This window comes from Xanthomonas sp. NCPPB 3442 (genome assembly GCF_056725145.1).
Window position 1 is genome coordinate 925,825 of sequence record NZ_CM161514.1, and the last position, 12,825, is coordinate 938,649.

At 64.6% G+C, this 12,825-nt stretch carries 10 protein-coding genes; 2 read left to right on the plus strand and 8 right to left on the minus strand.

Going from position 1 to position 12,825, the window contains the following annotated elements; genetic code table 11:
* Window positions 1-485: 485 nt before the first annotated feature.
* Window positions 486-869: a GtrA family protein gene (locus AC1POX_RS04245; RefSeq protein WP_218497226.1), complete on the minus strand. Its 384-nt coding sequence runs from the start codon at window positions 867-869 to the stop codon at window positions 486-488.
* 144 nt (window positions 870-1,013) lie between these two features.
* Between AC1POX_RS04245 and glmU the strand changes: the two genes are divergently transcribed.
* Entirely contained in the window at window positions 1,014-2,378 is a 1,365-nt protein-coding gene (gene glmU, locus AC1POX_RS04250; protein WP_031424970.1) for a bifunctional UDP-N-acetylglucosamine diphosphorylase/glucosamine-1-phosphate N-acetyltransferase GlmU, read from the plus strand.
* Between the two features lie 301 nt (window positions 2,379-2,679).
* On the opposite strand, the gene AC1POX_RS04255 is transcribed toward glmU, so the two are convergent.
* The 7 genes from AC1POX_RS04255 to AC1POX_RS04285 form a co-directional block, all read right to left on the minus strand.
* A complete protein-coding gene (locus AC1POX_RS04255) occupies window positions 2,680-4,026 on the minus strand; it encodes a sensor histidine kinase (protein ID WP_029820332.1) in 1,347 nt (448 codons plus the stop codon).
* A gap of 8 nt (window positions 4,027-4,034) precedes the next feature.
* Complete coding sequence (locus tag AC1POX_RS04260; protein ID WP_218552571.1) at window positions 4,035-5,378, minus strand: sigma-54-dependent transcriptional regulator; 1,344 nt, start codon at window positions 5,376-5,378, stop codon at window positions 4,035-4,037.
* 160 nt (window positions 5,379-5,538) lie between these two features.
* Window positions 5,539-5,844 (minus strand): hypothetical protein, encoded by a 306-nt coding sequence (locus tag AC1POX_RS04265; RefSeq protein WP_031424968.1) that lies wholly within the window; start codon window positions 5,842-5,844, stop codon window positions 5,539-5,541.
* Window positions 5,845-6,069: 225 nt separating this feature from the next.
* Complete coding sequence (locus tag AC1POX_RS04270) at window positions 6,070-7,296, minus strand: ABC transporter permease (protein WP_218555505.1); 1,227 nt, start codon at window positions 7,294-7,296, stop codon at window positions 6,070-6,072.
* 55 nt (window positions 7,297-7,351) lie between these two features.
* Window positions 7,352-8,653: an ABC transporter permease gene (locus AC1POX_RS04275; RefSeq protein WP_011348649.1), complete on the minus strand. Its 1,302-nt coding sequence runs from the start codon at window positions 8,651-8,653 to the stop codon at window positions 7,352-7,354.
* Between the two features lie 11 nt (window positions 8,654-8,664).
* Entirely contained in the window at window positions 8,665-9,384 is a 720-nt protein-coding gene (locus AC1POX_RS04280) for an ABC transporter ATP-binding protein (protein WP_011348648.1), read from the minus strand.
* Between the two features lie 48 nt (window positions 9,385-9,432).
* Window positions 9,433-10,704, minus strand: coding sequence for an efflux RND transporter periplasmic adaptor subunit (locus AC1POX_RS04285; protein ID WP_008571028.1), 1,272 nt, complete (start codon window positions 10,702-10,704; stop codon window positions 9,433-9,435).
* A 205-nt stretch (window positions 10,705-10,909) separates the two neighbouring features.
* Between AC1POX_RS04285 and glmS the strand changes: the two genes are divergently transcribed.
* Window positions 10,910-12,739: a glutamine--fructose-6-phosphate transaminase (isomerizing) gene (glmS, locus tag AC1POX_RS04290; protein WP_011348646.1), complete on the plus strand. Its 1,830-nt coding sequence runs from the start codon at window positions 10,910-10,912 to the stop codon at window positions 12,737-12,739.
* Window positions 12,740-12,825 lie beyond the last annotated feature (86 nt).

Here is a 12,825-nt window from a genome sequence, read left to right on the forward strand (position 1 = left end):
GCTGTCATGCGGTTGGAGCGGCCGACAACACGTGTGCGCGTTCGCTTGGTGGCGATTGCAGCGGTTTTGTCGGCCGCATCCTGGTGGATGCAGTCAGGCGTTCAGATCGAACGCTGAGCGTGTCCAAGGCGCGGTGCACTGGGCGCTCGCCAGGCGCGCCCTCAACCCGTCCTGGAAAGGCGATGACGGCATCCATGCCGTCAACTGTCATGCAATCGGCGAGGACGCTGTACGAGAAAGGTCGCTGGCAGCCTGGTTGAACGCCACGCACACCTGCCAACGCGACTGTTCCTTGTTCGCCGACCGGGTGTGGACCCGATGCAGCATGGATGCCGCATAAGAGCGACAAGGATATCCGCGCGATCGATCAGCACTGGAACAGATGCCGCGCCTGTGCTGCGCGCTGTCTGCGCGCAAGCGGTGTCCCCTTTTGCGTCGTATCGCCACACGATCGAGCAATCGCTCGGCGCCTGCGCATGCCTCGATCAGCGATACACCACATGCCGGCCCAGGAAGAACGACACGACCGCCAGCCCGCCTTCGACCAGCGGTTTTGCCAGCCATGCCTGACGCAGGCCGAGTAGGTCTACCGTGGTCGAGAGCAGCCAGGTGCTGATCAGCGTGAGCGTCAGCCACATCAACGCAAAGCGGCCGAAGCGTCGCCAACCCAGTCGCGCATCGCCTTGCTGGGCGAAGGTGTAGCGGCCGTTGAGCCAAAAGCCGAGCATGGCGCCGCCGATGCGTCCGAGCAGATTGGCGGGCACCGCAGGCATGCCTGCGGCGGTGGCGGCGATGAAGATGCCGCAATCGACGACCAGCTGCAGGGCGCCAATGATCATGAACTGGCTGCCTTGGCGGAACAGACTCATGCGTGCGGGGCAAAGGAAAGGGGCGCCCATCCTAGCGGCAGCGAGGCGCAAACGTTGTTAGTGCGGGCGAACGCTGCATCCGGGCAACGACGCGAGGGGGCGCAGCGACTAGAATTTGGACATCCCTATGCCTGGAATGTCTTGATGACCCTGCCCCTGCACGTTGTGATCCTGGCCGCAGGCGAAGGCAAGCGCATGCGCTCGTCCCTGCCCAAGGTGCTGCAGCCGCTGGCGGGCCAGCCGATGCTGGCGCATGTGATCGCCACTGCGCGGCAGCTGCAGCCGGCGGCGATCCATATCGTGTACGGGCATGGTGGCGACCAGGTGCAGGCAGCCTTCGCCGATCAAGGCGATCTGCAGTGGGCCGAACAGCGCGAGCAGTTGGGCACCGGGCATGCCGTGCAGCAGGCAATGCCTGCGATTCCCGATGCGGCAACGGTGCTGGTGTTGTATGGCGATGTGCCGCTGATCCGCAGCGAGAGCCTGTTGCAGTTGCTGCATGCACCGGGCCGCATGGCGGTGCTGGTTGCCGAACTGGCCAATCCCACCGGCTATGGGCGCATCCTGCGCGATGCGGAGGGCAAGGTGGCCGCGATCGTCGAGCAGAAGGACGCCAATGACGAGCAGCGCCGCATTCGTACCATCAATACCGGCATCCTCACCGCTGAATCCACTGCGCTGCGCCGTTGGCTGGCTGGTTTGTCCAACGACAATGCGCAGGGCGAGTTCTATCTCACCGACGTGTTCGCCAGCGCCGCAGCCGATTTCACGCCGGCCGACATGGTGCACGTGGCCGACCCGCAGGACGTGGAGGGTGCCAACGACCCGTGGCAACTCGCCCAGCTCGAACGTGCCTGGCAACTGCGCGCCGCGCGCACGCTTTGCCTGCAGGGCGTGCGCATGGCCGACCCGGCGCGTGTGGAGCAGCGCGGCAGCGTGCAGGTGGGGCGCGATGTGCAGCTGGATATCGATGTGATCCTGGAAGGCAATGTGACGCTGGGCGATGATGTGGTGATCGGCCCGTTCGTGCGCTTGCGCGACGTCACGCTCGGTGCCGGCACGCACGTGCGTGCGCACAGCGATCTGGAAGGCGTGGTCACCGAAGGCGCGGTGCAGATCGGCCCGTTCGCGCGTTTGCGCCCCGGCACCGTGTTGGCCGATGGCGTGCATATCGGCAATTTCGTGGAGACCAAAAAGGTCACCATGGGCGTCGGCAGCAAGGCCAACCATCTGACCTATCTGGGCGATGCGGTGATCGGCAGCAAGGTCAACATCGGCGCCGGCACCATCACCTGCAACTACGACGGGGTGAACAAGTCGCAGACCACCATCGGCGATGGTGCGTTTGTCGGCTCCAACAGCGCGTTGGTGGCACCGATCGAGATTGGCGCCAATTCCACCATCGGTGCCGGTTCGGTGATCACGAGCGATGCGCCAGCGGGCCAGCTCAGTGTGACGCGTGCGCGGCAGACCGTGATCGAAGGCTGGAAGCGGCCGACCAAGAAATAGGCTGCGGTGCACGCTGGATCGCGGGGAACAGCGCCGCATCGGCGCTGATTGCGCTTGGTGGCCCGATGCATCGGAAGCGCGCAACAGCTCCGCCGTTCTCGGCGCGACGCGTCAAGGCTGCTTGCGGGCCCAGGCGGCTGGGCCGCTGGCGGAGCGCTGAACGTGCGGGAGCGCCCCTGGGCGCGACCGGCCGTCCATCGCGCCCAGGGGCGCTGCCATGACATGCGCGGGGCGCGTGCGCTGACGGAAGGCGTGATGCAACGCATGGATGGCATCGCAAGTCCTGCAAGCCTTGCTGCGTTCAAGCCGCCAATGGCAACAGCAAGGTCACGCACAGTCCGCCGTGTTCGCGGTTGTGCAGCGAGATGCGGCCGCCGTGCGCTTCGGCGATTTCGCGGGTGAGGGCAAGACCAAGACCTGTGCCATTGCGCTTGGTCGAATAGAACGGCATCAGTGCGTTGTGCAGCACCGCTTCGTTCATGCCGTTGCCGCGGTCGAGCACTTCGATGCGTAGCCACTGCGGCACGCGCGTGACGCGTAGGGCGACATCGCTATTGGGCGGCTGTGCTTCGCTGCAGGCCTCGTGGGCATTTTTCAGCAGATTGAGCAGCGCCTGCTCGATCTGCGCTGCATCGATCCGGCTGGAGACATCGGTCAGCGTGCCCTGTACCTGGAACGGAATCTGCTGCTGCAAGCGCTGCAAAAACGGCGCCCATTCGATGGTCTGCAGCTGCGGTTGCGGCAATTTGGCAAAGCGCGCATAGCCGCGGATAAAGCCTTCCAGGTGACGCGCGCGTTCTTCGATGGTCTCGAACACCGTCCCCAGGCGATCGGTGCGTTCGCGGCGCAGCAGCTCGGCGCCCGAATGCGCCAGCGAGGCGATCGGTGCCAGCGAATTGTTCAATTCGTGGCTGATCACGCGGATGACTTTTTTCCAGGTCTGCACTTCCTGGCGGCGTAACTCGGTGGTCAAGGTGCGGATCAACAACAGCTCGTGCCCGCGCCCGTTGATGTGAAAGCTACGCCGCGACAGGTGATAGATCTGCTCATCTTCTTCGTCGTCGCCATCTTCGCGTACCGCGAACAGGCAATCCCCGCCACGTGCCAGCGCATCGCGCAATTCGGCCGGCATGCGGCCGAGCACATCGTCCAGATGCTGGCCTTCCAGCTTGCGTCCTTCATACAGCAGCTTGCGTGCGGCATTGTTGGAAAACCCGATCCGCCGCAGGCCATCGCCGCCGGCGACCACCAGCAGCATGGCCACCGGTGTGTTCTGCAGCATGGTGTCGAGCATCAGCTCGCGCTGTACCAGATGGCTACGCTGCGCACGCAGCACATCGCCAAGCTCGGCATGTGCCTGCACCAGTTGCGCCAGTTCGTCGTTGCCGCGCCAATACACACCGAAGTTGTATTCGCCATCGCGGTAGCTGCTGGTGGTGCCGGCCAGCGCACGAAACAGCGAGCGCATCGGTGCGGTGGCGCGGTTGAGGCTGAACCACATCGCTGCCAGCAGGACGAGGACCGAAATCGCCGCCACCTGCCAGCCGTGGTCCAGCCAGTACGCCATGAACCATGGCAATGCAGCTGCCAGGGCAAGCACCGGCAGCAAGCGCAAAAACAGCGAAAACGTGAAAGAGCGGTTCCGCATGCGAAGGTTCATTCCGAGCTGATGCCGTAACGGTCCATGCGCCGATACAGCGCCTGACGGCTCAACCCCAGCTCGGCGGCCGCTTGTGCGATCACGCCTTGCGCGCGTGCCAGCGCCTGTTCGATACGCGCGCGATCCGGCTCGCCTGCAGCCGGCGTCGCCGGCCGTGGCGCGGTTGCACGCGGCAGATTCAGATCGCCCGCTTCGATGCGCGCGCCCTGCGCGAGCAAGGCGGCGCGTTGCAGCACATTGCGTAACTCGCGCACGTTGCCGGGCCAGGCATGCCGTTGCAAGGCATCGCGCGCGTGCGCGGATAGCGGCTTTTCACCGGCAAGGAAGTGCTCGGCCAGCGGGCCGATATCGCCGGGGCGTTCGGCCAGTGCGGGCAGTGCGATTTCCACCGTGTTGAGCCGGTAATACAGATCCTCGCGAAAACTGCCGTCGCGGATCATCGCCGGCAGATCTGAATTGGTGGCGCTGATCACGCGCACCTTGGCGTGGCGCTCGCGGTTGGAACCCAGCCGCTCGTAACGGCCGGTTTCCAGCACGCGCAGCAACTTCATTTGACCCGCCAGCGGCAGGTTGCCGATCTCGTCGAGAAACAGCGTGCCGCCATCGGCCGCTTCGAACTTGCCTTCGCGCGCCTTGTTGGCGCCGGTGTAGGCGCCGGCTTCGGCCCCGAATAATTCGGCTTCGATCAATTCACCTGGCAAGGCGCCGCAGTTGAGTGCAATGAACGGGCCATGTTTGGTGGCCGAATTGGCCTGGATAATCTCGGCAATCTTTTCCTTGCCGCTGCCATTGGGGCCGGTGATCAGCACTGGCAAGTCCGAGCGTGCGACCTGGCAGGCCAGGGCGATTGCGCGCTCGCTGGCCGGATCGGCGAACACCGCGCCGCGCAGGTCGTAGCGCTGGGTCAGCTGCTCGCGGCCGCGGCGTTCGCGTTCGCGACGACGTTCCAGTTCGCGGCGTGCTTCGGACAGTTCCAGCAGGTTGTTGACCGTGGTCAGCAGCTTGGTGTCGTCCCAGGGCTTGGCGATGTAATCGGCCGCACCGGCCTTGACCAGGCCCACCGCGCTGCCCAGGTGCGTCCAGGCGGTGAGCAGGATCACCGGCAGGTCCGGATGACGCTGACGCAGTTGGGTAAACAGCGCCTCGCCTTCTTCGCCGGAGGTGGTGTCGGCGGTGAAGTTCATGTCCTGGATCACCAGATCGAACGCCTGCTCGTCCAGCAGCGCCAGCCCGGCCTGCGGCGAATGCGCGTGCCGCGCCTCGATGTCGTGCAACGAAAACAGCACTTCCAATGCAGTGGCCACGGCCGTGTTGTCGTCGATGATCAGGATGTGCGGCATCGCATTGCTCAAGAAGGCGCGGGATGGGATCGGCACAGAATACTGGCAACACGCAGCGACAACGCGCTGCTCGGCGGGGGCGGCAGATCGCCGGGCGGCAAGGTCGGCGGACTCAAGCGGCCGATGCAGGGTGCATCGGCTGTTGCCGGCACGGCGCTGGTTATGGAGCCGCGGGCGGCAACAGCGGTGTGTACGTGGCCGCTGTCCAGATCAGGTGCACCTGCACACCATCGCGCATGACATCCACGGCGATGGGGTTGCCTGCAGCAGCCTGCAGTGCGGCCAGCAATGTTGCGATTGTGGTGATCTGGGTTCGGCCTGCCGTGCGCACGCGGTCGCCACGTTGCAACTGCAGGCTGAGCGACGCGCTGGCCTGGGTCACCAGCAATCCGTCGCTACTGGCGACGAGCTCCAGAATTTGATCGTCATGGCGCCAGTTCAGCCGGGTGTCGTCGATGGCGAGCACCTCTTGCGTCGAAGTGCTGGACGAGGCCGACGCCGCGTGCGCCCGCGTTGCCGCATCGGCCTGGCCGGGGTGAAGGAGGCAGCAGGCGGTCAGGGCGATCAGTGCCGATGATGCAAGAGAGCAAGGCATGAGGGAATCCGGTTCGTAACGATGGTGGAAACGCACGGTGGATGGCGAGCCGGGTTGCTTCCCCACTGCCAAGCGACGGGGAAGCAACGCCGGCCATCATGCACTGCGGGTGGCAACAGCCGGGGGCACTGCGGCTGCGCGGCGGGCCGGCCAGAACACCGCCAGCTGGCCGAGCATCCATAGCAGCAGCGCGCCAATCGGCAGGTAGATTGCCGGCAGTCGCGGCAATTCATAGCGTGCCATCAGCCAGACGTTGATCGAGTAGGCCATCAGCATGCCGAGCACGATGCCGACCGAGGCGAGCAGGAAATTCTCGATCTGGAAGTAGCGCAGGATCTGGCTGCGCGTTGCACCCAGCGCACGGCGGATACCGATCTGCTTGGTGCGTTGCTGCACCCAGAAACTCGCCAGGCCGACGATGCCCAAGGCGGTGACGATCAGTAGTGCGATGCACACTGCGCCGAGTAGCCAGATCATTGCGCGATCATTGCGGAAATACTTTTCGCGGATTTCGGTGTAGGTCTCTTGTTTCAGCACCAACCGGCTGTTGTCCACTTTCATCAAGGCCGCCACTGCCGCCTTCAGCACTTCCGCCCGACGCAAGGGATCGGTAACACGTACGATGTATTGCCCGTTGTTATACGGTGGACGGATGGGCAGCAGCATCGAATAGTCCTTTGCCGACAGTCCATTGACATTGTTCGGCCGCGCCAGGGTGCGCACGATTCCGACGATACGCAGCGGGACGTCGCCAGAGTAGATGGTCTTGCCGAGCGCGCTGTGGTCGGGGAACATCTTGTCCGCCGCCCCCTGCGTCAGAATGACCGCCGCACCCTTCTTGCGGACTTCATCGTCGTTATCAGCCTTTTCTTGGCTGATGTATTCGTCGGGGCTGAAGTCGCGGCCGGCATTCAATTGCAGGCCAAGTGCATCCAGGCTGCCTTCGCTGACCAGATACTGCGCGGCATTGAGTGTGGGGCGTTCCTGCTCCGGGGTCAGGGTCAGCCCCGTGTTGGACGAGTAATTGACGAAGGGGATCTGATTGGTGATGACTGCATTGCGCACGCCGGGTACCGCGCGCAGCGCTGCCAGATCCTCCCGGGTACGTGCATCGGCATTGGCCTGTGGGCCGATGCCGTCCAGCTGGATACTGAGCAACTCCTGTTCGGCGATGCCGCTTGGAGTCCGGAGCGTGTCCAGGCGATTGCCGATCAAAAACAGCGAATTGCAGATGATGGCGCAAGCCAGTGCGATCTCGAGCACGATCAGTGCGGCGGCCGTCTTATGGCGGCGCAAGGTGGAGATGATGGGTCGGATGTCCATGGGCTGACCTTGAAGATAGGAAGCGTGGCTCGCCGCGATGCGGCGGGCAGGAGGTTCAGGACGACTTCAACTGCAGTGCCGGTGCGACCTGGATGGCGCGCCAGGACGGCAGGATGCCGGCGAGCAGGCTCGCGGCGATCGCAATGGCGAATGTCAGCAGCAGCATCGTGATATCCAGGTGCGCCAGCGCGGCGTAATCCACCGGTTGCTGACGCACGGCCCACAGCCCCAGCCACGCCAGCCCAAGTCCGCCGATGCCGCCGGCCAGGCCGATGGTCCCTGCCTCCACCAGGCACTGCGCAAAGATTGCGCCGCGCGACGCGCCAAGCGCACGCCGCACGCCAATCTCTCCGCTGCGGCGCAGGAATTTCGCCAGCAACAGGCCGACCGTGTTGAGCAGGCACACCAGCAGAAAGCCCATGGCCAGCCACAACTGCAGACGGACGTCGCTGGGAACCACCTTGTTGTAGTCCAGCCACTGCATCACGTTGCGCAGGCGCACATTGTTGGGCCGGGTAAAGCGCCCGGCGGCACGTTGTTGATCGGAATAGTTTTCGAGGTAGGCCTTGTAGTCGCCCGCCTGCTTGGCATTTTCCAGCTCCACCCAGTACTGCACCCAGGTGCAGGGCGCATTCAGCGCGGTGGTGTCGCCTGCCTCGACCTTGCCGGAGCAGTTGGTCCCGCCGGCGTGGGTCAATTTCAGATCCATCGCCGTACTGAACGGCACATACAGCTGTTCGTTCGAGCCGTAGGTGTCTGTGATGTCGTAGAAGCGTGGGTCGATCTTCCAGGTATCCAGGACGCCGACGATACGGAAGGTGTTCTTGTCCACGCGCACTTCGCGCCCGACGCTGTTGCCACCGTCGAACAGCTTTTCGTTCAGCGACTTGCTGATCACCGCGACACGTTCGTGCCGCTCGTCGCTTGTGCCGGACCACGCTTGGCCGTAGAGCAAGGGCACGTCGAACATCGCAAAGAAATCGGCCGAAGTGAAACGAGCGTTTAGCTTGAAAGGGCTCAATCCACTGCGCTGTGGCTCGATCGCGACACTTCCGCCTGACATCATCGCCTGACGCATGGCGCGCTTCTCACGCAGCAGCGCCTCGGCGTCGAAGCGGGTGGACTGGTAATCGGGCTCGTCTCCCGGCTGGTAGCCGGACTTCGGTTCCGCATCCACCTGCACATAGAACAACCGATCGCTCTTTTGCGGAATCGGGTCGCCCGACAACACATGGAACACCGTCAGCGTGGTCATGCTGGCGCCGATACCCAGCGCGATGGCCAGCACCATCAGTGCGGTCAGTACCTTGTTGCGGCGGAAGCTGCGTACCGCAAGATTGAAGTAGTAGCCGAACATGGGTGGGCTCCTCAGTCGGCCAGGGTTGCAACGGCGGCAGGCGTGCGCATCAGGCTGGGATTGCGTTCCAGGTCGGTGGCCTGCCCGTCGACGATGTGCACGTTGCGCTGCGCGCGTGCGGCCAGTTCCGGATCGTGGGTGACCATGACGATGGTGGTGCCCTGGCTGTTGATCTCTTCCAGCAGTTCCATCACCCCGCGCGCCATTTGCGAATCGAGGTTGCCGGTGGGTTCGTCGGCCAGCAGCAAGCGTGGACTGCCGGCCAGTGCGCGCGCAATCGCAGCGCGCTGCTGTTGCCCACCGGAGAGTTCGGTGGGGTAGTGACGCAGGCGCGAGCCCAGGCCGACCTTGGTCAGTGCCTCTTCGATGCGCTGCTTGCGCTCGGCTGCCGCCATGCCGCGATACCGCAGCGGCACATCGACGTTGTCGAACAGGTTGAGGTCGGGAATCAGATTGAAGCCCTGGAAGATGAAGCCGATCTTGCGGTTGCGCAGGCGCGAACGTGCATCGTCGGACAGATGGCTGACGTCTTCGCCATCGAGCAGATACTGCCCGCTGGTGAAGGTTTCCAGCAGCCCGGCCAGGTTGAGGAAGGTGGTCTTGCCCGAGCCGGAGGGGCCGGTGACCGCGACGAACTCGCCTTCGCGCACATGCAGGTCCAGCGACCGCAGCGCATGCGTTTCCACCTGTTCGGTGCGGAAGACCTTGGAGACCGCTTGCATCTTGAGCATTGCCGATTCCTTTGCGAAGAGAGTGTGCGACGAGTGGGAATGAGTGAATCAGTGGACGGTGACGCGCGGCGCGTCGCCAAAGTTGTCTGCACCGGAGACCACCACGCGGTCGCCGACCTGTAGCCCGGAGAGCACCTGCACTTCGCCCAGGCTGCTGACACCGAGCGTGACCGGGCGCCGTGCCGCGGTGTTGCCATCCATCACATAGGCATAGCTGCCGCCGGATTGTTCGACAAACGGGCCGCGTTCGACCTTGAGCACGTTGCGGCGCGTGTCCATCAACACGCGTGCGCTCATGCGCTGGCTCTGGCGCAGGCCTGGCGGCTGCTTGTCGGTGAAGCGGATGCGCGCGGTGACTTCGCCATTGACCACTTCCGGCGACACCGCCGAGATGGCGCCGGCGAACGGTTGGCCGCTGCCGCTGGTGAGCTGGGCCGGCATGCCGATCGCCAGATCGCGGGCGAAACTCTCCGGCACCTTGATCTCCACTTCGAACTTGGACAGATCCACCACGCCCAGAATCGGCGCGTTCGCCGCCACCTGGGTGTGCTGCACCGCCTGCACCTGGCCGACCTGGCCATCGAAGGGCGAGCGCAGCGTGAGCGCGTCCACCTGGCGCTGCACTTCGGCCACCACGGCGCGTTGGCGGTCTGCCAGCAGGCGCTTGTTGCGCGAATCCAGGTCCGCACCCTGGCTCTTCAACGCGGCATCGCGCTGGGCGTGCTGCAGGTCGATATCGGTCTTCTTCAAGGTGTCCTGCGCCTTGGCCAGTTCCACCTGCGGCACGGCGCCACCGTCGTAGCCGCGTTGGTAGCGCTCCAGGTCGCGCGCGGCAGCCTGCTTGTCGATCTGGGCCTGGTCGGTGAGCTTGCTGGCGTTGGCACGCGCCAGGGTGGCATCCAGGGCCGCGCGGCTGGATTCGGCCTCCAGGCCGGCCAGGGTGGCCTGCTCCTGCGCCAGCTTGCTACGCAGCTCGGGGCTGTCGATGCGTGCCAGTTCCTGGCCCTGCTTGACGACGTCGCCAGCCACCACGCTCAGCGTCACCGTGCCGGCAGAGATGGCGTACAGCACCGGGCTGTTGGCGGCGATCACGCGGCCGTCGGCGGCGATGTCGCGTACCAGGTCGCCTCGGGTGACGGTGGCAACGCGCACGCGGCTGGCGTCGAACGAGCGGCTGCCGGCGCTCCACGCAGTCACGGCCCAGCCGATCCCAGCCAGCACCGTCACCGCGGCGACGCCAGGCCACAGCCAACGGCGCCACGGCGCGCGCTGGGCGGGTGTACGGAGAACCTGGTCCTGGGCAGAGGTATCGCGAATCATGGTCGGCTGGCTCGGTGGCGTCACTGCGATAAAGCAGGACCCGTGCCAACGTTCAAGTCATTGAAATGGATGGTTTTGTTGGCGTGGCGACCGGTGTCCGCAGTGTCCGCGGACACTGGGGGCGGACACGCTGTCCGGGCACGGTCATGCAGCGGACAAGAGCGGACACGCTAAAATGTCCGACTTCTTTTGCGAGAGCTGTCCTATGTGCGGCATTGTCGGAGCGATCGCCGGGCGCGATGTGGTCCCGGTCCTGATCGAAGGGCTCAAGCGCCTGGAATACCGCGGCTACGATTCCTCCGGCATTGCAGTGCTCGATGGCGTGCAGGTGCGCCGGGTGCGTCGCACCGGGCGGGTGGCCGAGATGGCGCAGGCCGCGCAGGCCGAACAGTTCGGCGCCACGCTGGGTATCGGCCACACCCGCTGGGCCACCCATGGCGGCGTCACCGAAGCCAACGCGCACCCGCACATCAGCGCCGGCGTGGCGCTGGTGCATAACGGCATCATCGAAAACCACGAGGAGCAGCGCGAAAAATTGCGCGCGCTTGGCTACACTTTCGAGTCGCAGACCGACACCGAGGTCATCGCGCATCTGATCCATCATCATCTGGGCAGCGCCGGCGACCTGCTCACCGCGCTGCAGCGCACCGTCAAGGAACTCACCGGTGCCTATGCGCTGGCGGTGATGAGCCAAGCCGAACCGGAACGCTTCGTCTGCGCGCGCATGGGCTGCCCCTTGCTGATCGGGGTGGGCGAGGGGGAAAACTTCGTCGCTTCCGACGTGTCGGCGATCGTGCAGGCCACGCGCCAGGTGATCTTCCTCGAAGAAGGCGACACCGCCGAATTGCACCGCGATGGCGTGCGCATCTTCGACGGCAACGATGCACCGGTGGAGCGCCCGCTGCACCTGTCGGACGTGTCGCTGGCCTCGCTGGAACTGGGCCCGTTCCGGCATTTCATGCAGAAGGAAATCCACGAGCAGCCGCGCGCCTTGGCCGACACCATCGAGGCGGCGATCGATGCCAAGGGTTTCCCGGCATCGCTGTTCGGCGCCAACGCAGAAGCGGTGTTGCGCGACATCGAAGGCGTGCAGATCCTGGCCTGCGGTACCAGCTACTACGCCGGCATGACCGCCCGTTACTGGATCGAAGCCATTGCGGGGCTGCCGTGCAGCGTGGAGATCGCCAGCGAATACCGCTACCGCGCCGCGTATGCCAACCCGAAGCATCTGATCGTGACCATCTCCCAGTCCGGCGAAACGCTGGACACGATGGAAGCGCTGAAATACGCCAAATCGCTGGGGCATTTGCACACGCTGTCGATCTGCAATGTGCCGGAAAGTGCGATCCCGCGCGCCAGCGAGCTGGTCTGCTACACGCGTGCCGGCGCCGAGATCGGCGTGGCCTCGACCAAGGCCTTCACCACCCAGCTGGCGGTGTTGTTCCAGCTCACCATGGTGTTGGGGAAGTTGCAGGGCCGCATCAGTGACGCCGAAGAAGCCGAGTATCTGGAGCAGCTGCGCTTTTTGCCCGGCAGCGTGCAGCATGCATTGAATCTTGAACCGCAGATCATGGCCTGGGCCGAACGATTTTCGCCGAAGGAGAATGCGCTGTTCCTCGGTCGCGGCCTGCATTATCCGATTGCATTAGAAGGCGCGCTCAAGCTCAAGGAAATCTCATATATCCACGCCGAAGCGTATCCGGCCGGCGAGTTGAAGCATGGGCCGCTGGCACTGGTGGATGCGGCGATGCCGGTGGTGGTGATCGCACCGAACGACCGCCTGCTGGAAAAGGTCAAATCCAACATGCAGGAAGTGCGCGCACGCGGCGGCGAGCTGTTCGTGTTCGCCGACCAGGACAGCCACTTCAGCGACTCCGAAGGCGTGCATGTCATCCGCACCCCACGCCATGCCGGCGTGCTGTCGCCGGTGATCCACACCATCCCGGTGCAGCTGCTGGCTTACCACACCGCCCTGGCACGCGGCACCGATGTGGACAAGCCGCGCAATCTGGCCAAGTCGGTGACGGTGGAGTAAGCGCTGCCGCGGTGCCGTCTGCGCGCACTGCCAGCTGCATGCAGTCGGTGCATGCACGCAGTGCATGTTCGGCTCTGTCGCTGTCA

Coding starts and splice junctions, on each gene's coding strand:
- AC1POX_RS04275 (WP_011348649.1), bottom strand. CDS start 8,653: ATGTTCGGCTACTACTTCAATCTTGCGGTACGCAGCTTCCGCCGCAAC.
- AC1POX_RS04285 (WP_008571028.1), bottom strand. CDS start 10,704: ATGATTCGCGATACCTCTGCCCAGGACCAGGTTCTCCGTACACCCGCC.
- AC1POX_RS04280 (WP_011348648.1), bottom strand. CDS start 9,384: ATGCTCAAGATGCAAGCGGTCTCCAAGGTCTTCCGCACCGAACAGGTG.
- AC1POX_RS04260 (WP_218552571.1), bottom strand. CDS start 5,378: ATGCCGCACATCCTGATCATCGACGACAACACGGCCGTGGCCACTGCA.
- glmU (WP_031424970.1), top strand. CDS start 1,014: ATGACCCTGCCCCTGCACGTTGTGATCCTGGCCGCAGGCGAAGGCAAG.
- AC1POX_RS04270 (WP_218555505.1), bottom strand. CDS start 7,296: ATGGACATCCGACCCATCATCTCCACCTTGCGCCGCCATAAGACGGCC.
- glmS (WP_011348646.1), top strand. CDS start 10,910: ATGTGCGGCATTGTCGGAGCGATCGCCGGGCGCGATGTGGTCCCGGTC.
- AC1POX_RS04245 (WP_218497226.1), bottom strand. CDS start 869: ATGAGTCTGTTCCGCCAAGGCAGCCAGTTCATGATCATTGGCGCCCTG.
- AC1POX_RS04255 (WP_029820332.1), bottom strand. CDS start 4,026: ATGCGGAACCGCTCTTTCACGTTTTCGCTGTTTTTGCGCTTGCTGCCG.